Origin of the sequence: Vibrio sp. 10N.286.49.B3 (assembly GCF_002873395.1) — a bacterium.
Taxonomy (GTDB): domain Bacteria; phylum Pseudomonadota; class Gammaproteobacteria; order Enterobacterales; family Vibrionaceae; genus Vibrio.
Window position 1 is genome coordinate 1 of sequence record NZ_MCUV01000001.1, and the last position, 25750, is coordinate 25750.

Annotated in this window: 21 protein-coding genes; 5 read left to right on the forward strand and 16 right to left on the reverse strand. The window is 40.0% G+C overall.

Annotated elements, in window-relative coordinates:
- Positions 1-2491 (forward strand): VWA domain-containing protein (locus BCU68_RS00005; protein ID WP_133126115.1); only part of this gene is annotated, 2491 nt, incomplete at its 5' end.
- A 106-nt stretch (positions 2492-2597) separates the two neighbouring features.
- Here the strand turns inward: BCU68_RS00005 and BCU68_RS00010 are convergent.
- The 7 genes from BCU68_RS00010 to BCU68_RS00040 form a co-directional block, all read right to left on the reverse strand.
- Positions 2598-3791 carry a class I SAM-dependent methyltransferase gene (locus BCU68_RS00010; RefSeq protein ID WP_102562744.1) on the reverse strand — a complete coding sequence of 398 codons (1194 nt, stop codon included), beginning with the start codon at positions 3789-3791 and terminating at the stop codon, positions 2598-2600.
- A gap of 102 nt (positions 3792-3893) precedes the next feature.
- On the reverse strand, positions 3894-4223 hold the full coding sequence (locus BCU68_RS00015; protein ID WP_102562745.1) for a TusE/DsrC/DsvC family sulfur relay protein: 330 nt from the start codon (positions 4221-4223) through the stop codon (positions 3894-3896).
- Positions 4224-4366: 143 nt separating this feature from the next.
- Positions 4367-5029: a Bax inhibitor-1/YccA family protein gene (locus BCU68_RS00020; protein WP_102562746.1), complete on the reverse strand. Its 663-nt coding sequence runs from the start codon at positions 5027-5029 to the stop codon at positions 4367-4369.
- Between the two features lie 195 nt (positions 5030-5224).
- Complete coding sequence (locus BCU68_RS00025; RefSeq protein WP_277868775.1) at positions 5225-6001, reverse strand: amino acid ABC transporter ATP-binding protein; 777 nt, start codon at positions 5999-6001, stop codon at positions 5225-5227.
- Between the two features lie 36 nt (positions 6002-6037).
- Positions 6038-7135, reverse strand: coding sequence for an amino acid ABC transporter permease (locus BCU68_RS00030; protein WP_102562747.1), 1098 nt, complete (start codon positions 7133-7135; stop codon positions 6038-6040).
- A gap of 1 nt (position 7136) precedes the next feature.
- Positions 7137-8339 carry an amino acid ABC transporter permease gene (locus tag BCU68_RS00035; protein ID WP_102562748.1) on the reverse strand — a complete coding sequence of 401 codons (1203 nt, stop codon included), beginning with the start codon at positions 8337-8339 and terminating at the stop codon, positions 7137-7139.
- 78 nt (positions 8340-8417) lie between these two features.
- A complete protein-coding gene (locus BCU68_RS00040; RefSeq protein ID WP_102562749.1) occupies positions 8418-9446 on the reverse strand; it encodes an amino acid ABC transporter substrate-binding protein in 1029 nt (342 codons plus the stop codon).
- Positions 9447-9887: 441 nt separating this feature from the next.
- On the opposite strand from BCU68_RS00040, the gene BCU68_RS00045 reads away from it, so the two are divergent.
- The gene (locus BCU68_RS00045) at positions 9888-10829 is read left to right on the forward strand and encodes a bifunctional precorrin-2 dehydrogenase/sirohydrochlorin ferrochelatase (protein ID WP_102562750.1); all 942 of its coding nucleotides are present in this window, start codon (positions 9888-9890) and stop codon (positions 10827-10829) included.
- 64 nt (positions 10830-10893) lie between these two features.
- Here BCU68_RS00045 and BCU68_RS00050 read toward each other — a convergent pair whose 3' ends face one another.
- Positions 10894-11379: a YajQ family cyclic di-GMP-binding protein gene (locus BCU68_RS00050; protein ID WP_102562751.1), complete on the reverse strand. Its 486-nt coding sequence runs from the start codon at positions 11377-11379 to the stop codon at positions 10894-10896.
- A 16-nt stretch (positions 11380-11395) separates the two neighbouring features.
- A complete protein-coding gene (locus BCU68_RS00055; protein WP_102562752.1) occupies positions 11396-12460 on the reverse strand; it encodes a 3-deoxy-7-phosphoheptulonate synthase in 1065 nt (354 codons plus the stop codon).
- Positions 12461-12670: 210 nt separating this feature from the next.
- Between BCU68_RS00055 and BCU68_RS00060 the strand changes: the two genes are divergently transcribed.
- The gene (locus BCU68_RS00060) at positions 12671-13558 is read left to right on the forward strand and encodes a putative PEP-binding protein (protein ID WP_102562753.1); all 888 of its coding nucleotides are present in this window, start codon (positions 12671-12673) and stop codon (positions 13556-13558) included.
- A 133-nt stretch (positions 13559-13691) separates the two neighbouring features.
- The gene (locus BCU68_RS00065) at positions 13692-14189 is read left to right on the forward strand and encodes a DUF4442 domain-containing protein (RefSeq protein WP_102562754.1); all 498 of its coding nucleotides are present in this window, start codon (positions 13692-13694) and stop codon (positions 14187-14189) included.
- 6 nt (positions 14190-14195) lie between these two features.
- On the opposite strand, the gene BCU68_RS00070 is transcribed toward BCU68_RS00065, so the two are convergent.
- On the reverse strand, positions 14196-15578 hold the full coding sequence (locus BCU68_RS00070) for a hypothetical protein (RefSeq protein WP_102562755.1): 1383 nt from the start codon (positions 15576-15578) through the stop codon (positions 14196-14198).
- A 96-nt stretch (positions 15579-15674) separates the two neighbouring features.
- Here BCU68_RS00070 and BCU68_RS00075 point away from each other — a divergent pair, with 96 nt between their 5' ends.
- On the forward strand, positions 15675-16523 hold the full coding sequence (locus BCU68_RS00075; RefSeq protein WP_102562756.1) for a S1-like domain-containing RNA-binding protein: 849 nt from the start codon (positions 15675-15677) through the stop codon (positions 16521-16523).
- Between the two features lie 140 nt (positions 16524-16663).
- Here the strand turns inward: BCU68_RS00075 and BCU68_RS00080 are convergent, their stop codons facing one another.
- The 6 genes from BCU68_RS00080 to BCU68_RS00105 all read right to left on the reverse strand — a co-directional run bounded on the left by BCU68_RS00080 (position 16664) and on the right by BCU68_RS00105 (position 25645).
- Positions 16664-17764, reverse strand: a complete 1101-nt coding sequence (locus BCU68_RS00080; protein ID WP_102562757.1) for an alkene reductase — start codon at positions 17762-17764, stop codon at positions 16664-16666.
- A gap of 17 nt (positions 17765-17781) precedes the next feature.
- Positions 17782-18165: a lactoylglutathione lyase gene (gene gloA / locus BCU68_RS00085; protein WP_241901231.1), complete on the reverse strand. Its 384-nt coding sequence runs from the start codon at positions 18163-18165 to the stop codon at positions 17782-17784.
- A gap of 225 nt (positions 18166-18390) precedes the next feature.
- Entirely contained in the window at positions 18391-19821 is a 1431-nt protein-coding gene (rsmF, locus tag BCU68_RS00090; protein ID WP_102563144.1) for a 16S rRNA (cytosine(1407)-C(5))-methyltransferase RsmF, read from the reverse strand.
- A 108-nt stretch (positions 19822-19929) separates the two neighbouring features.
- On the reverse strand, positions 19930-22587 hold the full coding sequence (locus BCU68_RS00095) for an MlaD family protein (RefSeq protein ID WP_102562759.1): 2658 nt from the start codon (positions 22585-22587) through the stop codon (positions 19930-19932).
- On the reverse strand, positions 22580-23827 hold the full coding sequence (locus tag BCU68_RS00100) for a paraquat-inducible protein A (protein ID WP_102562760.1): 1248 nt from the start codon (positions 23825-23827) through the stop codon (positions 22580-22582). The genes BCU68_RS00095 and BCU68_RS00100 overlap by 8 nt, the downstream gene beginning before the upstream one ends.
- Before the next feature lie 21 nt (positions 23828-23848).
- On the reverse strand, positions 23849-25645 hold the full coding sequence (locus tag BCU68_RS00105; RefSeq protein WP_102562761.1) for an ABC transporter ATP-binding protein: 1797 nt from the start codon (positions 25643-25645) through the stop codon (positions 23849-23851).
- Positions 25646-25750: the final 105 nt, after the last annotated feature.

The following is a 25750-nucleotide window of genomic DNA, read 5'->3' on the forward strand; positions in this document are numbered from 1 at the left end:
TATTCCAACCACGCAAGATGATGTCTATGAGGGCGATGAGACCTTTGGCCTTGTGGTCACAGAAGCAAACGATATCACCACCAATGGTGATCCGGGCGTCACCGGTCAAGCGACCATCATCGATGATGAACTTCCACCTACAGCACCTGTGGTTGGAACAGCAACAGCATCAGTATCTGAGGAAGGGTTATCAAATGCTATTGCTGATGAAACGGATAAAGGGGCTTCTGGCGATAAAGATACAACCGATGAAGTGACTTTCTCTGGCACGATTGCAATTTCAGATGTTAACGACAATATAGATACCGTTGAACTTGTTCTTCCTTCCAATCCGAGTTCTTTAACATCGAATGGTGTAGGTATTATATGGAGTCAATCTGATAGCCAAACCTTAATAGGTAAAGCAGGAAGTGAGACAATAGTTGAGATCACCATTGATGATGCTGGTGCTTATGATGTCACTTTAAGTGGCCCTGTTGACCATACTGATGGAGACAATGTTGAAGATATTGTTTCATTGAATATTGGCGTGAAAGTGACAGATGATACTAATTTAAGTACTACTGGGACACTATCGATTAATATCGAAGACGATAGCCCTGATGCCGCTGAAATAAGCCATGATGTGGCAGCTGAAACTAAAGAAGGAGCGAATGTTCAATTAATTCTTGATGTTTCCGGTTCTATGGGGAACAACGCCGGTAATGGTAAGAGTCGTTTGCAGGTCATGAAAGAATCTTCAATCCAACTTTTGCGAGAATATGAGTCAATTGGTCAAACAAAAGTTCAAGTTATTAAATTTTCTAGCTCGGCTTCGGTGTTTGGCTCCTCAACAACCGTATGGATGTCAGTAGATAGTGCGATCAGCTATATTAACGGATTATCTGCAGGTGGTGTAACGGATTATGATCATGCAGTTTCTGTGGCAGAGGATAACTGGAATGTTAATGATGCTGACAAAATAGTGAATGGTTCCAATGTTAGCTACTTCCTCTCGGATGGTGTACCTGTTGGTAGTGATAATGGAAATAGCAATGCAATAAATAGCACCGAACAAGAAGCATGGGAAACACACTTAAAAGATAACGATGTGACAGCGTTAGCCTATGGGATTGGCGTTAATGTACCAGCATCAGATTTGGCAACGGTTGCTTATGATGGTTTAACTGAGCAAAATATAGACCCAGTCATTGTACCTGATGTTACGCAGTTACCTCCTGTACTACTTCAATCGGTCTTACAACCAGTTGGCGGTAATCTACTTAATGATCAAGTTGGTGGAGATGTTACAGGTATTGGTGCGGATGGTGGGGTAGTCAAATCAATCACTCTTGGTGGGTTAACGGTTACTTTTGATGGTGATGACAGTGTAAGCCAGTCAGGTTCTGAATCAGATGTAACTTATGCATTTGACTCATCAACCAATACACTTTCTATTTATATTGATGAGCAGCACTCATTTGTCGTTGATATGGATGATGGCGGCTATAGCTTCTTTGGTGCATCAGGTCGTTTATCTCAAGAGTATGATTTTGGGTATACACTTATTGATAATGACGGTGATACCAGTTCCAGTAATGTTGTCTTCACGATTGATCCAAATAAAGTCTATGCTGATGTTATTTCTTCGACTGATATTGTTGATACTGTCACCGTTTCAGCAGCAGGGCAAGTAGTTTGGCAACCAACTGGGCAAACAGGGGAAACCTTCTCATTGGTGGATTCACAAGCGGGCTTGGCAATTGATGTGGGTTCAGCAGCTGATAATGTACATGTCAGTTCTGGTGACGATGCCATATTCTTAGGAGACAGTAATTCCGCTCAAGATTCTAATAATACGGCTGAAACTTTACTAAATAGTTATGCTGTGGGTAAAGATTCGGACTTCCTTGTTAACCCTAATGATGAAACCAGCGCATTTAATATCAATACTAATACAGCCTATGCTGACTTAGCCCATGGTGGCGCCGGTGATGATACTATCTTTGGTGAAGAAGGCACTGATATCATCTTTGGTAGTTCTGGTGATGATAAGCTCGATGGTGGCGAAGGTGATGATGGTCTTCGAGGTGGTACTGGTGATGATGTTTTAATCGGTGGTGCTGGTGACGATATCCTGATTGGTGGCCTTGGTGATGACATTTTAACCGGGGGAGATGATGATAATTTATTCAAGTGGGTTGATGCTTCTCTAGATGATGGCACCGATGTTATTACCGACTTTACTGATGGTGAAGACAAGATTGATCTCAGTGAGCTTTTAGCTGATACCAATAGTAATGATATGAATGACTTGCTTGCTAATATTTCAGTAGAAGTCGATGGTGATAATATTAATCTCATTATACCTCATGACAATGATACACAATCACAAACGATAGTGCTTAAAAATGGTGCGACGGAGTTTAGTAGTTATGTTGATGCCTCAAGTGGTGAAATCACGAGTGTCACTAACTTCTTAAATGACATCATGGTGAATAATACGCCTTAATAATAGGTTTAATAAGCGCTTCGCTATAGAAGCTCTCATTGAAACAAAAAAAGCATGTTCAATACGAACATGCTTTTTATTACTCGCTTAATTTGTGAAAAGCGTATTATAAAACTTTACAAGCGAAGCCTTTCAAGTAGAAACCTTCAGGATAAGCAGTATCTGTTGGGTGATCGGCGGCTTGCTCAAAGCGTTCGATAAACTTCACACTGCGTTTTGCATCTAATGCTGCATCTGCAATAATTTTTTGGAATAGCGGCTGATCCATTAGCCCAGAGCAAGAGTAAGTCAATAGGGTTCCGCCAGGCTTTAGGATTTGCATTGCTAGCATATTAATATCTTTATACCCACGACAAGCTCCATTTAGCTGTGCCTTTGACTCAGCAAATTTTGGTGGGTCCATAATAACGACATCAAACTTTGTGCCTTGATCACGGTATTCACGTAGCAACTTGAATACATCGGCATTTAAGAATACTGCACGCTTCTTGCTAATATCAAATCCATTTAATTCTGCATTGGTTTTTGCAGTATCAAGAGCCGGTTGAGATACATCGGCATTAATCACGCGGCTTGCACCAGCTTTAAGTGCATATAAACCAAATCCACCAGTATATGAGAAGCAGTTTAAAACCTCTTTCTCATGACAATATTTCATTGCTTGCTGGCGGCTATCACGTTGATCTAGGTAAAATCCTGTTTTATGACCACCTTTAATATCGACGTTGATCTTGATGCCATTTTCTTCAATAACGACAGACTTTGGTGGCTCATCACCATGAAGTACGCCCATTGTTTCTTCTAAGCCTTCTTTTTTACGTACTGATACATCAGAGCGCTCATAGATATTACAGCTAGGGAAGCATTCGATTAGAGCTTCAATGAGGGTTGATTTTTGATATTCAGCGCCCGCACTTAGTAGTTGGCATACTAAGAAATCTTGATACTTATCAATAGTAATGCCAGGCAAACCATCAGATTCTGCTGCAATTAAGCGATAACCCGTCAATCCATCACGCTCAATAATATCTTCACGTAGTAATTGAGCATCTTTAATGCGTTGTACGAAAAATGCTTTATCAATATCTTGCTTTTTGAAGCTCCACACTCGCGCACGAATTTGCGAATTTGGTGAATATGCCGCTTTAGCTAGCCATTGACCATCATTAGCAAATACATCGATGGTTTCTCCAAGCTCTGGTTCACCTTCGATACGTTGGATTCCGCGAGAAAAAACCCATGGGTGTTGACGACGAAGAGATTTGTCACGGCCTTTGACTAGGTAAATAGCAGGTGTCATTAGATAGCTCTATGTAGATAAGGTAATAGGGTATTGTCTGTGATGTATGTCATAAAAGCAAATAAGAAAGTTATTTGCGATAGAGATTTTAATAAAACTACATTAGAGACATTTTGCTGGTTTAGGTAACCCTGCCAGTTTTGTTGCTTGCTTAGCTGGACCTTGTTTAAAAAGCTTAAATAAATATTTGCTATTGCCTTTCTCTGGGCCGTGCGCTTTCTCAATGGCTTTAACCAACATACGCACTGCAGGGGAGGTATTAAATTCTTCATAGAAGTGGCGAACAAACAGAACAACTTCAATATGAGCCTCGGTTAATTCAATGCCTTCTTCATTTGCTAAGATAGCGATCATTCCTTCATCCCAATCTTTATAATTTAATAAGTAACCTTGAGCATCCGTTGCAATATCATTGCCGTTGTATTCAAACATATTTGTTCCAAAGCGAAATAATTATGCTTATAAGGGTATACCAACAACGGATTTGCGCTCAAGTATTTTGCTCAGTAGAAATGAAAAAACCCAAGAGATAATCCCTTGGGTTTTTATAATTACGATAAAAAAGTAATCAGTAATTAATCGTCATTCATAATGCCTAAGATGCTTAGTAGGCTGATGAAGATGTTGTATATTGATACATATAAGCTAACGGTTGCTGAGATGTAGTTTGTTTCACCACCGCGAACAATGTTCTGTGTCGTAAGAAGAATGACACCAGTAGAGAACAGAATAAACATAGCGCTCATTGCTAAGTGGATGATAGGCATTTGTAGGAAGATATTTGCTACCATACCGACAAGTAGTACAACAAAACCAGCCATTAGCATACCGTTAAGGAATGATAAATCACGCTTGGTTGTTAGTGCATAAGCAGATGCTGACATAAAGGCTAGAGCTGTTCCGCCAAGTGCTGTTACGATGACATCACCCATACCTGCACCTAGGTACATGCTTAGGATTGGGCCCGTGGTGTAACCTAAAAAGCCTGTGAATAGGAAAGTGAAGACAAGACCCATGCTATTGTCACGGTTTTTCTCCGTTAAGAATAGCAAACCATAGAAGCCGACCAACATAATAATTAAGCCAGGACGAGGTAGGTTCATTGCCATTGATACGCCAGCAACTACTGCAGACCATAGTAAAGTCATTGATAGTAAAGCGTAAGTGTTACGTAGTACTTTATTTGTTTGTAGTACGCTGCTGCTAGTTGAGCTGCGAGATACCATAGGGCTAGTCATAATCTTCCTCATTGGAGATATTTATTATTCATAAGTATATTTATGGGGGCAAACAACCCATAAATCAAGTCTTTCAAAACATATGAAATAATAATCAAATTGTTGAATGAAGTATGTAGCAAGTTGTAACTAAATATGAACAGTTGAGAGGCCGAGGTAAAAAGTTTACCTCGGCTATTAATGCCAATGATACTTTTAGTGGTGTAATATCTGGCTTAGGAAGTTTTGAGTTCTATCTGATTGCGGGTTCTCAAAAAAGTCTTTCGGATTATTTTCTTCGATAATTTCACCGGCATCCATAAAAATAACTCGGTCTGCTACTTCTTTTGCAAAACCCATTTCGTGAGTTACACAAAGCATTGTCATCCCTTCATCAGCCAGCTCAACCATAACATCAAGCACTTCACGAACCATTTCCGGGTCAAGTGCAGAAGTTGGTTCATCAAACAGCATAACTTGAGGGTTCATACAAAGAGAGCGAGCGATGGCAACACGTTGCTGCTGCCCACCAGAAAGTTGTCCTGGGTACTTGTCGGCTTGATCTGGGATCTTTACACGCTCAAGAAACTTCATTGCAATCGCTTCTGCTTCTTCTTTAGGGAACTTCTTAACCCAAATAGGGGCAAGGGTGCAGTTTTCTAGTACCGTTAAGTGAGGGAATAGATTGAAGTGTTGGAAGCACATGCCAACTTCTCTACGTACTGCCTCGATATTTTTTAGATCTTCAGTTAGCTCTTTACCTGAAACAAAAATGTGGCCTTTTTGATGCTCTTCTAAACGGTTAATACAACGAATCATTGTTGATTTACCCGATCCAGAAGGACCACAAATGACAATTTTTTCGCCTTTTTTAACCTGTAGGTTTATGTTCTTCAATACGTGAAATTCGCCGTACCACTTATTCATGTCATTGAGTTCAATCATTAACTGTTCTGATTGGCTTTCACTATCTTTAGTGGTTTCGTTAGGCATTGATTGTTGATTCATAATACGTCCTTGAATTCTTATTTATCTTTTATGACCAGTATGGAGTTTGTTTTCCAGCCAAATTGAATATCTTGACATGCTAAAACAGAAAACCCAAAAAACGAGAGCAACAAAGAAGTAGCTTTCCGTGGAAAAACCGAGCCACTCTGGGTCTGTATTTGCAGCTTGACCAATCCCTAAGACATCAAACATACCAATAATGAGTACTAAACTTGTATCTTTAAATAGACCAATGAAGGTGTTAACTATTGATGGGATGGTAATTTTTAAAGCTTGAGGTAAGATAATTAAGCCGGTTTTTTTCCAGTAACTTAGGCCTAGAGCATCTGCTGCCTCATATTGTCCTTTCGGGATTGCTTGTAAGCCACCTCGAATAACTTCCGCCATATATGCAGCGCTGAATAAGACAACCCCAACTAAAGCGCGTAGTAGCTTATCTGTTTCTGAACCAGACGCTAAAAATAGAGGTAACATTACCGAAGCCATGAATAGAACGGTAATTAATGGTACCCCTCGCCAGATTTCAATGTAAACCGTTGATAGGCTACGAATAACAGGCATATCCGAGCGTCTACCCAGAGCAAGCACAATACCAATTGGTAGTGATACAACTATACCGACTAAAGCGATAACTAGAGTGATTAATAGTCCACCCCAGTTGTGCGTATCCACTTTCTCTAACCCTGCGAAACCACCATATAACAGCCCCGCAATAAGGAAAGGATAAATATTGACAACAAAAAGCCAAATCCATATTTTTTTTGGTGTCTTTTCATAGGCAAGCAAACCAATAAACAGTGCTAAAGTGGCATAAAACAGTTGTGGTCTCCACAATTCACTTTCAGGATAAAACCCGTACATAAATTGATTCCAACGCACACTAATAAATACCCAACAAGCGCCATCACTAGAGCAGGCATCACGGGTTGTACCTATCCAATCGGCTTGAAATATTGCCCAGTTAAGCGTTCCCCATACTAAATTAATGACTAAATAGGCGAGGATTAATGTCACGATGGAGTTTATCGGTCCATTAAATAAGTTCTTTCTTAACCAACTAATCGGTCCAACAGTATTCGCTGGAGGTGGAAGGTCAGGTTGAAACTGATGTGTTGTCATTTTATCTCTCCACTAAAGCGACTTTGCGGTTATAAACATTCATTAGTGCTGAAGTTAATAAGCTTAAAGTTAAATATACACCCATGGTCATGGCGATAATTTCAATCGCTTGACCAGTTTGGTTGAGCGTCGTACCAGCAAACACAGATACAAGATCTGGATAGCCAATCGCCATTGCTAACGAGGAGTTCTTAGTTAAGTTTAAGTACTGGCTGGTTAATGGAGGGATAATTATTCTCAAGGCCTGAGGGATAACCACCAGCTTTAAAGTGCGAGTTCGTGGCAGACCTAGTGACATGGCCGCTTCCGTTTGGCCATGATTTACAGCGTTAATCCCTGAACGGACGATTTCAGCGATAAATGAAGCGGTATAAATACTTAATGCAAGTACGAGAGCAGCAAGCTCAGGAATAATTGAAACCCCACCTTTAAAGTTAAAGCCTTTTAACACCGGAAGTTCTGCTGTAATAGGTTGACCAGCAATAAAGTAAATGATTGTTGGTAACACTATTGATAACAGTAAGAAAACTTTAAGCGTTGGTGTTTGCTGTCCAGTCAATTTTTGACGATTGCTTGCCCATACCTTAATGACTATAGATAAAACTAAACCAATGATAAATGCACCAACAACAAACTGACTACCAGGTCCGAAAATAGGCGCAGGGAAATATAGCCCTCGTACATTAAGAAATATAGCTTCGCCTAAACTTAAACTATTTCTTGCTGAAGGGAGTGCTTGTAGTACTGCAAAATACCAAAAAAAGATCTGCAAAAGGAGTGGGATATTACGAAATATTTCGATGTAAACCGCGGCTAATCGGCTAACTAACCAGTTAGAAGACAATCTAGCTATACCGACAGAAAAACCAATAATTGTCGCAAAAAATATCCCTAAGACTGAAACAAGGGCAGTGTTTAACAAGCCAATGAAAAAAGTTCGTCCATATGAGAAGGTTTCATCGTATTCGATAAGGGTTAAACCGATACCAAAGCCTGCTTCTTGAGATAAAAAGTCAAATCCAGTTGCGATACCACGAGCACTTAAGTTAGTTAATGCATTATTTACGATGGTATAGATGAAAAAGACAAGTGCTGCGATAGCTAAAAACTGAAAAACAGCAGAGCGAAAAGTAGGGTTATAAAATAAGTTAATTTTATTTGGTGAGAGGCTCGATTGAGCGTTTGTTTTATTTGTAGTGTTCATACAGCTATAACCTCAAATCCATAAGGAAGGGCGGTAAAGTTACCGCCCAAATTATACCTAATTATTCATGACATGAGTTTAGCGAATTGGTGGAGCGTACATGAATCCACCAGCATTCCATAAGGCATTGACACCACGACTAATTTCTAGAGGGGAACCTTGACCTACAGTACGTTCAAAGCTTTCTTCATAGTTACCGACTTGTTTGATAATTTGGTAACCCCAGTCATCACGAATGCCTAAGCCTTTACCTTGAGGACCATCAACACCTAGAATACGTTTGATATTAGGATCATTTGACTTAAGCATAGCATCAGCATTTTTAGATGTAATACCGTACTCTTCAGCATTGACCATCGCAGAAAGTACCCATTTTGCAACGTTAAACCATTTATCATCATCTTGACGTACTACAGGACCTAGTGGTTCTTTAGAGATGATTTCTGGTAGTACTTCTGCAGAAGTTGGATCTTTAAGGTTTAGACGTAATCCATACAAACCTGATTGGTCAGTGGTTAATACATCACAACGGCCAGCATCAAAGCCTTTTGCTGTTTGAGAAGCAGTATCAAAAACAACTGGCTTATATGTCATGCTATTGTTGCGAAAGTAATCCGCTAAATTAAGCTCTGTTGTCGTACCAGATTGAACACAGACTGATGCGCCATCTAATTCTTTAGCACTGCTTAACCCTAGCTCTTTTTTGACCATAAAGCCTTGGCCGTCGTAGTAGTTAACACCAACGAAGTTAAAACCAAGAGCGGAATCACGATGCAGTGTCCACGTTGTATTACGTGATAGCACATCAATCTCACCAGACTGTAGAGCAGTAAAGCGTTCTTTAGCTGTCAGAGGAACGTATTTTACTTTTGTTTTATCGCCAAGTACTGCAGCAGCAAGTGCCTGACAATATTCAACATCAATACCTTCCCATTCACCCTTAGAGTTAGGGTTTGAAAAGCCTGGTAAACCAGTACTCACCCCACAAGTTAAAAAACCTTGTGATGTGACTTTGTCCAGTGTGCTATCAGCAGCAAATGCCGAAGCTGATAAAAGTGCGGTAGAGACTGCAATGGCAGAAGTTAATAGAGTTAGTTTGTTTTTCATGTGTGTCCTTCCCATATAATCCATATTCAATCAGGCCTTACCTTGGTATGGTATAGCGCAGATGTTCTCATAGTGCTCTAGATTGGTGCTTAGGTTTATTCTAGTGCACAGTAAGCTTAGGTAAGGTTTCGATGATTCTCAACGTTATAATTTCAAAAGAGTTTTGATTATCATCTTCATCCTTGTAGTATTAGAATGTATAAATGTAGACTAAATGTAAATAGTGCAACCATGCACAGATGTGATGCGATGAAATATTAGTCTTAATTTTATGCTTTTTGTGGGGTTATATGTCGCTTATTATCATATATAAAGTTTTTTAATGTGTAGAAGAGAGGTTTGTTGATAGTAAAAAATTCCAACACATTATTAAATTAACATTTATCGCACAAGTTTAGTGCATGTCACTAAAATCGTTATATAAAACAGATAAGGATCGAAATGCGTTATTTTCCAATTTTCTTAAACCTTGAAAATAAGCCTGTTTTAGTTGTTGGTGGTGGTGAGGTTGCATGCCGTAAAGTAGAAGCACTACTAAAAGCGAAAGCCGCAGTAACCATAGTGTCACCTAAGGTCGAGCGTTACCTTGCTGAATTGATAGAGCAGCGCCAATGTACTTGGCTTAAAGAAGGATACTCATCTGAGCTATTGCTGCCAGGCTATGAGCAAGTGTGGGCTACAACAGATGACCCAGCGCTTAATCACCAGGTTCACCATGATGCTAAAAAACTAGCCATTATGGTCAATGTTGTCGATGATCTGCCTTATTGTGATTTCATTACACCTTCTATGCTAAGTAGAGGTCGAGTTCAAATTGCTATCTCAAGTGGTGGTGCATCACCGGTTTTAATTCGTAATATACGAGAAAAGTTAGAAGCGGTTTTACCTCTAAACTTATCGTTATTAGCTGACTTTGGCGCGTCAAAGCGAGATTCAATTAAGCAACATTTGCCGACAGTTGATATGAGACGAAAATTTTGGGAGCAATTTTTTGCATTATCTGATGTTGAAAATACAAGTAACCTTAATCAGTTAGAAGATTTATACCAAGCATCATTAAATTCATCATTGGATTTAGCAGGACGCCGTTCTTGGATTGAATTTGGAGATAACCCTGAATTACTCTCTTTAAAAGCATTAAGACTGATGCAAGAGGCAGAGCTACTGTTATTTCCTTCATTATGCCCTGAGGCTTATATTGAGCTATCAAGAAGAGATGCGGAAAGAGAGGCGTTTCATGCATGCTCGGATTTAGCGATAAAATTGAATGATGCAAGAATGGTAGGTAAGCGAATTTGTATCTTTATACCAGCAAAAGATAAAAGCTTTGTACCTTTAATATCAGTAGGTGAATCTAAATTAAGCTTAGCCATTGAGAGTTAATGGCATATAGAATCATTGAAGGGGGAGTATTGTTTCCCCCTTGATAGCACAATAGCTTCGGAGTTTAGTCTCTGAAGTTATCGAATTGGAAAGGCTGTCCTAGGTCAGCAGCACGCACCTCAGCCATTACCGCTTGAAGATCATCACGCTTTTTACCAGTAACACGTACTTGGTCACCTTGAATAGAAGCTTGCACCTTTAGCTTCTTGTCTTTAATAAGTTTAACAATTTTCTTTGCTACAGCGGTATCAACACCTTGTTTGAATACGATGTCTTGATGCCAGAATTTACCAGACTGATCCGATTTTTGTGATTCCATTGAGTTAGAATCAACACCACGCTTTGTTAGGTGGTTACGTAGAATGTCGCGCATTTGTTTCAGTTGAAAGTCGTCTTGAGCAGAAAGCTTTACAGTTTCTTCTTTCTTCAATTCAAAACTTGCTTCAACATTACGAAAATCAAAGCGAGTTGTTAGTTCACGGTTTGAGTTTTCTACAGCGTGACGAAGATCAACAGTATTGACTTCAGAAATAATGTCAAAAGAAGGCATGGTTTTATTCCTTAAATTAAATCTTATTAGTGTTACGATCTTTTATTGCAACAGCAAGCATATCAAGCATAGTGACAGTGTCACCCCAACTTAAGCATGGATCCGTAATAGATTGGCCATAAGTTAGGTTATCTAAATCGTCCATTGATTGATTTCCTTCGACAAGGAAGCTTTCCGCCATTATACCAGCAACTTGGTTTTTGCCCGATTTTATTTGTTCACAAATGTTTTCAGCAACTTCTAACTGCTTACGGTGTTGTTTTTGGCAATTCGCATGGCTAAAATCGACAACTAAGCGCTCAGGTAGTCCAACATCAGCAAGTTGTTTACATGCCTGTTCGACAGAATCTGCATCAAAGTTAGGGCCTTTATCACCACCACGAAGAATGACATGACCGTATGGATTACCACTAGTTCGGTACACTGTCATACGACCATTCTTATCTGGTGAATAAAAGTAATGTGAAGCTTGAGAGGCACGAATCGCGTCAATGGCAATTTTGATATTACCATTCGTACCATTTTTAAAGCCGACAGGGCATGACAAAGCTGAAGCCATTTCTCGGTGGATTTGTGACTCAGTAGTTCGAGCACCAATCGCTCCCCAAGTGATCAGATCAGCAATGTATTGACCAGTGATCATATCAAGAAACTCAGTGGCCGTTGCTAAGCCTAGTTTATTAATATCAAGTAGCAGTTGACGCGCTTTATGCAACCCTGCTTCAAGTGCGTAAGAGCCATTTAAATTCGGATCAGTAATTAAGCCTTTCCAACCCACAATGGTTCGAGGCTTTTCAAAGTAAGTTCGCATGACAATGAACAGTTCATCTTCATACTGTTTTTGAATGTCACTTAAGCGTTGTGCGTAATCAAGTGCAGCATCCGTATCATGAACAGAACAAGGACCAACAATCACAAGCAGGCGATCGTCTTCTCCGGTTAAAATAGCTTCGATTTGGCGGCGAGATTTTGCTATGCGATCCGCAACTTCTGCTGTTATTGGATGTGCAACACCGAGTTCTGCTGGTGTTGGCATTGGACCCAAAGCTTGGGTTCTCAATTCATCTGTTTTCAATGGCATAATTATCGCCTGTTTATATTATTGATAATCGCTAAAGATAACGGAAATAGTGGTAGGAATAAACTGTTAAAAGTGAAACTTATCAACCATGCCGAGAATTTTGACCAGTTTCCTGATAGCAAGGTAATAAAATTGCGGTTAGTACTTGTATTCATTAGCCTCAATAGGTATTTTCAGACACATACCCCTCATGAAATAACTGGAGTCGTCATGATTCGTGATAACCAAGGTAGCATTCACCCTGATTTAATTTTAGGGGATGTATTACCTTCATATGCAGAACCTCAGAACTCTAACCACTTATTTGTTTCTTTATCTGAGTTGGTGATGGAGCGTATTTTTTATCATCCTGCAATTGAAAAAGTCATTGACCAATTATCAGATATCGAAAAGTCATCACTTGAAGCTATGCTCGATGGTCAAACGGTAGCAGAGCATTTTGTTTCGACTTTAACTGCTGCAATCATGGCTTCAATTGAAGAAACACATAAAACGGTTCGCGTAAGCTTAAGCAGTGCTGATAGCTATGCTTTCTGCTCGTTATTGGGTGGGGTGATTGAGCAAGAAGAGGTTAACCCTTTACTTGGTTTAAGAGGCGTTTCTCGCTTTGCTAGTGATACTTATGCCGATTGCTTTGCGTTAGAGTGCTCGGTTATCAAAGCGTTAAGAGAACAAGGTGTTGATGTTGAGATCGTCGTTCCTTTTGTGCGTGGTTTAAGCGACGCGGCTAAAATTAACGATCTTTTAGCAGAGCAAGGTCTTCCGCGTGGATTAGGCGGTCTGAAAGTATTCTTTTCTTGTGATATTCCATCGTCTATTTTACTTGCAGAGCGTTTGTTGCATTATTTTGATGGTATGGCGGTCAATGTCGATAATATCACTCAGTTTGCGTTAGGCGTAGATAAGGCGAATGAAGCATTAGAGCATCAGTTTAATCCAGAAAGCGAAGCAGTGTTGACCTTAATTGATTTAGCCGTAAAAGCAGCGAGTCAAACGAAGAAGCCTGTGCTTATCGTGACGCATGCATTAAGTGAATACCCTAAACTACAAAATCAATTAGTGGATTATTCAAATATCCAAACCGTTGTTGTGATGTAGCGAGTCGTTTTTATCACTAAATAGCAAAAAGAGAGGTAAATATCTGTTTACCTCTCTTTTTTTATCCTATTATTTTGACATATCGGCGTTGCTTAACTTAACTGGTCAGACTACTTGGTTTTAGGTGAATGCTATGTCGACTTCTTTTTCTTTTCTATCTCCGCTACAAAGAGCCAACATGTACCTTAATATGTTCGGCTTTTTTAAAGTTCCTCTGATATGGCTATGCCGACCTAAATTGATCTGTTTGGATGAAAAAAGTGTTGAAGTGAAAATCCCATTAAAGCGGCGCACAAAAAATCATTTAAATAGCATGTACTTCGGGGTATTAGCGGTTGGTGCAGATGTCGCTGGTGGTTTTTTAGCTATGGATAAAGCCGATAAGCAGGGGGAGAGAGTATCGTTAGCATTTAAGGCGTTGGATGCGAATTTTTTAAAAAGACCGGAAGGTGATGTGCATTTTATTTGTCATGATGGTCCTCTTATCGATCAGATGCTTGAAGAAACGATGAGTACTGGCGAACGAGTGAACCAAGCGGTGAAGATAGTTGCCACTTGCCCATCACTGCATGGTGATGAGCCAATGGCGGAGTTCTTATTAACCTTATCGTTAAAAAAAGTACAAAAATAAGATCGGTTACTTTTGCTCAATCTGCTCAATGTCGACAATTTTTGAACGATTCATAACAATTTTCCACCGGTAGTAATTAAGGCTTCCATCGTGGTTGTTTTCTTTGATAATTAAATTGAGCAGGTGTCGCTTTTCTACCGATTCACGACTGACTTGCCCTTCTTTTAACTGGTAAATTTTGTTCGATCCTTTATCCATTAATCGAGTGAGTGTTCGTAAGCTAATGTTCATCGTTTCTCGAGTCTCTTCATAACCACTCATGAAGCGAGAAGTCGACATTTGAGTTTGAGAATGATAGTGAAGGATCTGTTCCTCACGTTGTGCGACGCGTTTTTTGCGTATTTTTTGGATTCGCTGCGGTAAAGCTGAATAATTGGAGTAGTCGAGCCACTCTAGCTTTTGACCTACATTTTTCTTTGTGGATGGATCAAAATAGCGACGCTTCCATTTCGGCTTTCCTTTCCTGATCCAGCGCCACATAATATCTCGCAAGTCATCTTTAAATATCTCTCTTAATGCATAGACAAACGACATTGCAATAATAAAAGAAGCGGTGATCTCACCTAGAAAATCACGAGCCAAAATAGCGATAGAGGTAACAAATACCATCACCAACCCCGTTGCTATGCCTTTTACTGCCCGTTTTATATTGCTACCCATAGAGGTGGTTTTTTCTTGCAGAATGATAGGGTGTTCAATAAGACGACGCAGTAGGCGCATCTTGTTACTCATTCGAGTGAGATCATTGCGGACTTTTTTCGAGTTATAGTTATTCATCTTACGATGAACTTGCTCTTTTTCACATAAGGTCACTAAACGCTCTTTGATAATGCTGTATTCACTATCTCTTGGCAGATGTGCAATTAAGGAAAGTAATCTTTGTTCGGTATACCAAGAGAGGTAATTATCAATATTGGCGTAATAGCGCTTTAACGTTTCTTCGTAGGGAATACTACGACGTAGTTTTTTTAATATATCGAGGGCTAAAACAATAACAGTATCGACTTTATCTGAGGTGAGTGTTTCATCTTTTACCTCATCATCAGTGACGCTGTCACCAATGTTTTTATTGAGGTCACTGATCGCCTTATCAAGAGCTATCACATACTGATAAGCGAATAAACTTAAGCTGACACGATATTGGGTATTGGAAAGGCGTCCTCGTTTAGCAAGTCGGCTATGCACCAATGGAAGTAGTGTTTTGTCACTAAAATAGGCTCGGTTTTGCGTTATTGAGTTATAAAAGAATTCACTTTCAGAGACAACGTGTTGATTTAGACCTAGTTCTCCTGGAATAAAAAGAAAAAAATCCAAATCAAGTGTTTTTGTTTTTGCCATTGCATGGGTGATTTTAAGTGTAATAGCATCTTGTTTATCAACAGTGATCAACGATAACTCCTATACCATAATTAAATTCTCTCAAACTAGCGCAAGCATACCAGAGATCACGTATAATCTCTGTAAATTTGAAAAGAGACAATTTAAATGATTAATGTTGGTCGAGTTAACAGCTTAGAAGTAGCAAAGAAAGCAGATTTTGGATTATTCCTTAATGCGGGAGAATATGGAACTGTCTTACTGCCAAAAAGGTTTGCGCCTGATGATGCTGACATTGGTCAAAACCTAGATGTATTTTTATATATCGATTCTGATAACCAAATTGCAGCAACAACGGAAACGGCTATTGCTCAAGTTGGTGAATGGGGGTTGATGACCGTAACAAGTGTAAACAGTATTGGTGCTTTCGTTGATTGGGGCGTAAAAGGAAAAGACTTACTCATTCCATTTAGTGAGCAAAGAGCGCGTTTTAATGAAGGACAAACGCTTTTAGTTTATGTTTACATTGATAAAGCGTCAGAGCGTATTGTTGGCACAACGAAATTTAATAAGCTTTTAGACAAGACACCTGTCACTTATAAAACCAATGATCAAGTTGACCTATTGATTGCTGAACGTAGTGAGTTAGGCTACAAAGCCATTATCAATGGTGAACACTGGGGAATGATCTTCCCATCAGAGGTAATTGGTAAATTATTTATTGGTAAAAAGCTGAAAGGCTTTATTAAAAATGTTCGTGAAGAAGATAGCAAAATCGATTTATCACTACAAAAAATCGGGGTTGGTAAAATGGATGATCTGAGCATTAAGGTGTTAGATTTATTAGAAAAGAAAGGTGGTTTCTTGCCTTTAAATGATAAATCAACTCCTGATGCTATTTTCTCGACTTTCCGTACAAGTAAAGGCACATTCAAGAAAACAATTGGCGGCTTATACAAGCAAGGTAAGATTACTATCGATAAAGATGGTATTACTTTGGTAACAACAGAAGCTTAAGTCACTTTTGGCAGCTAAGCACCTTAAGATAAGCACTTAATGATAAAAGCCCCTCGGTCTTGAACTGAGGGGCTTTTTATTGTGGACGGTTTTGCTTTTGTGCGACTAAGCCCATTTTTATAGGGTTTAGTGCCTAGTTATTAATCTGCAGAGTACTCTGGGTAGTCAGTCAGACCTTTTTCACCGCCACCAAATAAAGTATCTGGGTCATGAGCAACAAGAGGGTAACCTTGTTTGATTCTATTTGGCAAATCAGGGTTAGCGACAAATGGACGACCGAAACCTACCATATCGGTAATTCCATCCTCAATGGCTTGTGCGCCTTTTTCTCCATCATAACGCCCAGCATAGATCAGTACACCTTGGTATGCTGAACGAACAGCAGGTTTAAACTCTTGTGGTGTTTCTGGTGCGTCATCCCAGTCAACTTCAGCAATATGGATATAAACCACATTATGTGTATTCAATAATGCAGCTGCTGCGGTGTAAGTTTCAACAGGCGTTGCATCGACAGTGCCATTAAGAGATGTAAATGGTGCAAGACGAACACCGACTTTATCTGCGCCAATAGCTTCTATCATTGCTGCGACCACTTCACTTAAAAAACGTAAGCGATTTTCAATGGAACCACCATACTCATCGGTGCGAGTATTGGCTTCTGAGTCAATGAACTGATTAATTAGGTAGCCATTGGCAGCATGCAATTCAATCCCATCAAAGCCAGCTTCAATCGCATTTAATGCTGCTTGACGATACTCTTCGACAACACTTTTAATGTCTGCTTTTGTCATGGCACGAGGCTCAACAACATCAACAAACCCTGGTGCATCAGTACCGTTATCAATAAATACTTTTACGTTTTCTGCTTTTAAAGAAGACGACGAAATAGGTTGTTCACCACCGATGTTATCAGGATGAGTGACACGACCTACGTGCCAAAGTTGAGCAAAAATAGCACCATTGTTAGCGTGTACAGCATCGGTTACTTTTTTCCAGCCAGCAATTTGATCAGCAGTGTAGATACCAGGAGTCCAAGCGTAGCCTTGTCCCATTGCCGAAATCTGCGTACCTTCAGCAACGATTAATCCTGCGGAAGCTCGTTGAGCGTAGTATTTTGCCATCATCTCATTGGCAAGGTTACCTGGTTGGGTAGCGCGTGAACGTGTCATCGGAGGCATGACGATACGATTTTTTAGGGTAAGTTTACCTAATTGAATCGATTGAAATAGAGTATTTGTCATCGTATATATCCTTGTCATTAGCGTGTTTGGATGAGTTCAATTTGATAGCCATCTGGATCGGTAATAAAAGCGATATGAGTTTCGCCTCCTTTTACTGGTCCAGCTTCACGAGTTACCTTACCACCAAGCGCTTTGATGTTATCACATGCCGCATAGATATCTTCTACACCAAGGGCGATATGGCCAAAAGCATTACCATGGTCATATTGATCTGTATCCCAGTTGTAAGTTAACTCGATGGTCGTACCATTAGCTTGATTTTCAAAACCGACAAAAACTAATGTATAACGGTATTCAGTGTTTTCGAATCTCTCTAGTAGCTTCATGCCTAAGACATTGGTGTAGAAGGTGATAGATTTCTCTAGATCGGCGACTCTTAACATGGTGTGTAAAAACTTCATACTCTTTCCTTTGCAGTGTGCGATTAGATTAAATAAAGCTATAAGTAATACCGTTCGAGACATAAACCAGCGGTATTTGATGGAGAGAAGATACACAAGAGGAAGAAGGATTGGAAATTATCAATAGTTATGCTTTTGATAAAATTTTATTATAGATGGGTTAGGTTATAAAAAAAGCGAGCGGAACATAGCCAACTCGCTTATAAAAATTAAAGGGGTAAGCGATTAAAAAAGGTTCTTATCGCGAACCAGCTCTCGAGGAAGCCCGTTTTTAATACGATTGCCAACCCATTTACCCAGACCAATGACGTCTTTACCTAGCATAACAAAAACTTCACCTTTACCTGATTGACCTTCAGGTCGAATATCTCGCCCCATAAACCATTCACGGGCATCATCAATCGACACGATGGCACTTTGAGCTTCAACATCGATACCGGTTGTTAAACTGGTTGCAACCTGATGCTGCCAGCGATAGCCCTTTTTATGAGTCTCGGCAATCTTGATTCCCATACGTGAAAAGCGTAACTCACCAATCATTGGTTCTAGCGCAGTAGGGAATAACCAAACATCTTTATCACGCAGCCAGAGTTGGCTATCTTTAGGCAAGTTAATTTTAAGCGTGTCCTGCAATGACTGAGCAATGTCTTGTGCGACTTTTGCAGAAGCTTTTTCAAAAGGAAATTTACCCATACGTTTTTTCACTTCAGGTGGTGTGACTGAAGCTAGTTTACGGATTTTTGCCACAAAGAAACCTTCCGAGTCGAAGATTTGTGGGTAGATGTGTAAGAAACCTTCTTCTGTCGTTGCCGCTTGAGCGTTATCAAATAAAGAATCTAACGGCTCAAACGTCACAGCGTCACCAAAGGTCTCTTTTAAATGCAGACAAACATGCTGGTTCTCTTCCAAGCTTAAAGTACAGGTAGAGTAGACCATAACACCATTTGGCTTTAATGCATGGAAGGCACTTTCAATCAGATCACGTTGGGTGTTACCAATATCGATGACAGAAGCCATACTCCAATTTTTCATTGCATCAGCATCTTTACGGATAGTACCTTCGCCTGAGCATGGCGCATCCAGTAATACGGCATCAAATTGCTCTGGTAGCCAACCACCAAAAACACGGCCATCAAAGTTGCTTAGTGCTGTGTTACGTACACCACAACGCTCGATATTGGCATGCAATACTTTTACGCGACTTGCTGAAAATTCATTAGCAACAAGTACACCCGAGTTATCCATAAGAGCTGCAATTTGCGTTGTTTTTGAGCCTGGTGCTGCCGCCATATCTAAAACCGCGCTAAATTCGCTATCTTGGTTTTGGAAAAGAGCAGAAGGAGGCATCATTGAACTTGCTTCTTGGATATAGAACAAACCCGACATATGTTCGGCAGTATTGCCCAGTGGTACTTGTGATTCGTCCGCGTTAATCCAAAAACCAGTGTCACACCAAGGAACTGGAGATAATTCCCAGCCTTTTTCTTGCGCACGAACTAAAAAATCACTGACCGATATTTTTAAGGTATTAACTCGAATACTTTTACGCAATGGTCTTTTACAAGCAGCAATAAACGCATCCATATCTAGATGGCTTGGCATAATCGCTTTAATATTACGCAGGAATTCTTCAGGCAATTGAATATTTGGGTGCAATGGTGTGTACTCTGATACAAAATGAAGAAGGGATTTTAATGCAATTTTGCTAATGACTAAACCAAAAATGCAGCCCGAAAGCTGCATTTTTACTAATTAGAATCAATTTTATGGTTTAGGAATTGGGGTCCGCCACTTTTTCCATTGATCTTCAGCTTTATCGTGCAGCAAGAAAGATTGATTCTCTTTTGCTGGTGGCTGAAGTTGATTTTGCTCTGGTGTCGCAAATGTAATACCGCCACGCATTAAGCTATCTATTGTGCCAGCTTTTATATTCGCACCAGTTAGACCAATAGACACATCAATACCAGAAATATTCCAGAAAATAGAATTTTGGCGAATAAGGTAAGCGTAGTCAGGTTGAATCGAGATGGTAGAAATGATTCTATCGGCAAAATCCCCCAAAACCACATTAGTCACTTTCCCGATTTCAATATCACGGTATAAGATTGGGGTTCCTTTCATGATTGAGCCACGATGTTCACTTTGCAGAGTGAATGTCATGCCAACTTGTTCAGCTTTCCCTTTGACTAATGGAAATTGAAATAGAGCTTCTCCGTTACCTGGACTAACTTCGATAAAGGGGGCTAAGATTGCCCCTAAATTTTCGACACCATCCAAACCTAACTTAGGTTCAGCAAGCCAAAAACGACTGCCTGATCGCGCGATGTGTCCGACATACTCTGGCAAAACACGGGCATAAATTTGCACATTTTTGATTTGAAAGTTTGGTTTAACCTGAGTCACTTCACCAATATTGACCCCTTGGTATTTGATGGGTGTGCCTGGCTCTATCTCTTGGTTATGAGCGGTTGTTAATATAATCTCACGACCGAATTTCTGGGCTTGTTTATGATCGGCATACAGCTTCCAGTTATTGGCCACTTTGTTTTCTATTCCTGGAATATCATCAAAAGCAATGCCTCCCTGTAATAAGGTCTTTAAAGGCGCTGCTTTTATACTGACACCTGCAAGCGTGGCATCAACCTCAACGCCTGAACGATTCCAAAAAACCGTTTTATTGCTAATCAGATGCTTATAGCGATTTTCTATTGTGGCATTAATTTTTACGCCACCATCAATTAGGTGAAAGTCTGCAACACTACCGACTTGTAAGTTGCGGTAAAGCAGAGGGCTTCCTTTTGAAATCGAGGGGAGTTCATCAGAAAATAAACGAATGGTTTCCGAACCAGATAAATTATATTTTGCTAATTCAGCGAGCGATTGACTCTGAAAAAGTTGATATTCATTTTTGGTCTTATTATTTCCTTCACTGACAAAGCTGATTGAGCCTGACAGAAGTTGTGCTGCTGGTGGTACCGTAACACTTAAGCCGGCTTCGGTAAGTTCTGCCGTTGCACTGCCGGTCACAAAGAAACGGTTTTGAGACTTAATTAATGGTGCGTATTGATTATCAATTAATACGTCCATATAAACTTCATTGGTTTGGTTGTTAATACCCACGGTATCGATAAGACCAACGTTGATGACCGATCCAATCGCAATGCCTTTATAAAGAATATTGGTTCCTTCACCTAGCCCAAATGAGTTATTTGAGACTAAGCGTAGGGCGATAGATTGAGCTTGTTGCTGACTGAACTCATGTTTACGAATCGCGGTAAAGTCACGAGATTTTTCCCCTTCACCAGGTACTATGGTCAAAAAGTTACCCGTGATCAGGTTGCTAATATTCTCTACGCCACTTAATGAGACCTTTGCTTCTTCAAGAATAAACTTGGTACCTGAAGTGAGCATGTCATTAAAGGTCGGTTGAATAGCAGCAGAGGCTCTAATTGTCTCTCTGTCTCTACTCAGTGTCACGTTGGTAATTTGACCGATCTCTAAGCCTCTATACATAATCGGTGTGCCAGAAGCGTTAATGTTATTATCATCGGGCAGAGCAATATTAATCGCAATGCCTCGACCTGCCGTTTTAAGATCGGGATATAAACGGAAGGAGGCTTCATCATCAACCGGCTCACCTTTGTTTGGTGAGTCTACGGCAATCGAGCCATTTAACAAAGCACTGAAACTTTCTAGGCGAACATCAACCCCTTCAAAACCTATACTTGCGCCAAGTCCACTGACATTCCAAAAGCGGCTATCTTTATTAATTAAGTGACGGTATTCATTGTTGATAGACGCTTCTATATCAACAGATTTAGCGTTTTCCGCTAATTTATAGCTATAGACTTCACCAATAGGGATTTTTTTATAAATAATCTGTGAACCGACGGATATGCCACCTAAATCTTTAGCTTTTAGATTGATATTCAACCCTTGTGAAGCAAGTAGATCGGCTGGAGCACTATCTAGTCCATTGAACACTCGTTGAGGTTGATCGGAAGTACTGCTTGGGTGAATCGCAATGTAATTACCAGACACTAAGGCATCAAGCCCCGAAATTCCCGATAAACTTGCTGTTGGTTTAACGAGCCAAAAGCGAGTGCCTTCAGAGAGTAGACTCGTGGCTTCAGGGTATATATCAGCATCGACATAGATATTAGATAAATCTTCAGACAGAGTGATGTCTCTTACCATCCCCACCTCTAAACCTTGGTAGCGGATCGTCGTTCGACCAGCAACTAACCCTTGTGCATCAGGGAAGTAAATTTGAACTCGTTGACCAGCACCATGAATTGATTTCATTACTAACCAACCGGCTAAAACTAAAGTCAGAATAGGTAATATCCATAAAGGAGAGATCATTCTACTTTTTTTAATTTCAGGCTTATATGATGCTTGAGAGTTAGTTTCTTTATTCATTCCCTGACTCATTATTTGATGTGTTTTGGTAGTTATCCCAGATGTATCTAGGATCAATGCTTTCAGCAGCTAACATAGTGAATACGACGACTAGGCCAAAGGCAACCGCGCCATAACCGGGTGTAAAATTAAGGATCTGACCTCTATCAACTAAAGTCATCATGATTGAAATAACAAAAAGATCCATCACTGACCACTTACCAATCCACTTGACTGCAAAGTAAATGACCATTCTTTGGCGATGGAAAAGAGTATGCTTGAATTGAATGCAGAGCAAAATATACGCAAGACCTAAAATTTTAGCGACTGGAACAATGATACTGGCTATAAATATAATTGCGGCTATGCCATACATGTCATGTTGAATTAATCCAGCGACACCTGAGAATATCGTATCTTCTAATTGCTGACCATTAGTGATTAACACCGAAATAGGGATCAAGTTAGCAGGGAAGATTGCCACACATGCCGCGAGTAGATAAGCCCATGTCTTTTGGATGGAGTTAGGCTTTCTATGGCGAAGTGGTGAGTGGCATCGTAAGCAATGAGTCGTATTGCTTTGTGATAAATGACAATGGTGGCAATGTGCCTCTTTATGGGCACTAGAATAGTTACACTCGGATTTCCATTGCTCCCAATAGCGACGAGTACTTATGCGGCTAATTAATAAGACAGTACAAACTTGTAACAGGATTAGACCAAGCAGACCAGGGCCAATATAGATATCAGAGTAATCTTGTAGCTTAAAGCACGATACTGCAATGCTAACGAGAAAAACATCGGTCATCATCCAATGCTTTAAGTAGTGGATAAGTAATAATGAGTATCGAAGAGAGTGAAACCAGCGCTTCTTTAATGCAAGGTGCGCCATCACGACAGAGGAGCAGACAATAAAGGGCGCTATTGAGCTACAAAATAGAACCAGTAATGCGAGTAAGACAAAACCATCACTAATCAAAGCCATAATACCAGCTGGTAGTGTCGCTGGTATCATTACCCCGACAAGGCGAATACTAATGTATTCAAAAAAATGTGATGGGATGAAAAGTAACAAGCAAGTAATGGCAATTGCTAAATTGCCAGAAAGGGAAGGAGAGCCCCCTCGATAAAGTTGCATACCACAGCGAGGGCAGTATGCAGAGTATCTTTTATCGAGGGGGATAGTGTCGACAGGTAGCTCACAACCTTGGCATAGGCGTGTGGTTTGAGGTGCGCTACCATGAGAAGAACAAAGGGTCATACAACCCCTGTTAGGAACAGGTTAAGCATTTGACTGTAGTGTGCCGTACAGAGCTTGGTATAATCCATCTTGTTCAACGAGTTCTCCGTGTGTGCCAGTTTGACTAACTTGTCCATCTTCTAGTACATAAATAAGATCAGCTTGTTTTACCGCTGAGAGGCGATGGGCGACGATTAGCGTCGTTCTATTTTTTAGAAAGTCAGTGAGCGCTTTATGTAATGCTGATTCTGTTGCTGTATCTAAAGCGGATGTTGCTTCATCTAAAATCACAAATTGTGGATTACTTAATACCATTCGAGCAATGGCTAATCGTTGTCTCTGACCGCCAGAAAGACGAATACCGTTACGTCCAATTTGTGTCTCTAAACCATCACTGAGTTGCTTAATAATATCTTGTAATTGAGCAACTTCCAACGCTTTCCAAAGTTGAGCATCATCATATTGACCACCTAAAGTAAGATTATGCCTTAAGCTGTCATTAAATAATATCGGTTGTTGTAAAACAACGGCAATTTGCTCTCTTATAATTTCATAACTAATATCATCGGCCTTTTCACCATTATATCGAATAACACCAGTATCCGGTCTATAAACCCCCATGAGTAATTGAATTAACGTCGATTTGCCACCACCACTTGTGCCAACGAGGGCAATTTTTTTACCTGCTGGGATCGTTAATGAGAAGTTTTTAAGCACATTTCGCTCAGCACTATAAGCAAAAGTGACATTATCAACATTAATATCGACCGCTCGTTGATCAGTAAAGGGGTTCACTTTGCTAACCGGTCGATACTCTTCTTCTAGTGATAACAAGGCATTGATACGCGTTAATGCTGCTTTTGCGCTATACCATGAAAATTGAATGCCGAGTAACTCTTGAACTGGAGAAAGCATAAACCATAAATAACTAAAGACGGCAAAAATCTGACCTATGGTTAAATCACTAAAGAGAACCATAAGCATAGCAATAGCTCTAAATAGCTCAAAACCAAGTAAGAAGAGTAAGAAAGAAACCCGTCCAGCGGCTTCCGATTGCCAAGCATACTTATCAGCATCAATACGAATTTGGTCAGCCTGTAGCTTGAGCTCGCTTAAAAACTCACGCTCTCGGTTGGCTGCTCGTAGCTGGTATATCCCATCAAGGGTTTCAACTAAACGATTTTGGAATTGTTCAAATGATTGATTTTCTTGTTTTTTTAAGTGTTTTACCATGCCGCCAAGTTTGCGTGAAAAATACACAACAACTGGATTGACAATAAGAATAAACAAACCTAGACGCCACTCTAACCATAGTAGGACGCCAGCAGTACCTATAACAGTAAGCAAACTAATTAGAAAGCGACTAAGCGTTGAGCCAATAAACTTATCGATAGTTTCAATATCGGTAATTAAGTGTGCATTAATACCGCCACTACCCGTTGTTTCATACTGACGAATACTGATGCGACCTAATTTATCGATCATTAGAGTGCGCATTTGATAAGTGATGGTCTTGGAGACTAAAGTAAACTGGCGACTTTGAAGGATATTAAAGGCTTGGCTTAAAGTACGCATCAGAATGACAAGAACAAGCGTTAGCGCTATATAGCCAATAGGACTCTGCCAAGCTGTAGGGAGAAGCATGTTCATTAGATCTAAGCCTGAAGCCGGCTGATCTAATAGCACTTCATCAACCATTAATGGCATTAATAAAGGAATAGGGACACTAATCAATGTCGCAATGACAGCAATAAAGTTAGCAAAAATCAGCTTGGTTTTATGTTTTTTTGCTTGAGTTATTAACCAAGAGCGGCTAATAGTAGCATTTGAATTAGACATTGTAGTGAGAATGAGTCCTATTTAGGTTGGTATTGGCATTTTACTGAAATGCCCCCATAATGGAAGTATCAATTTAATCAGATTGCTACAATAGTATTAGGAAGT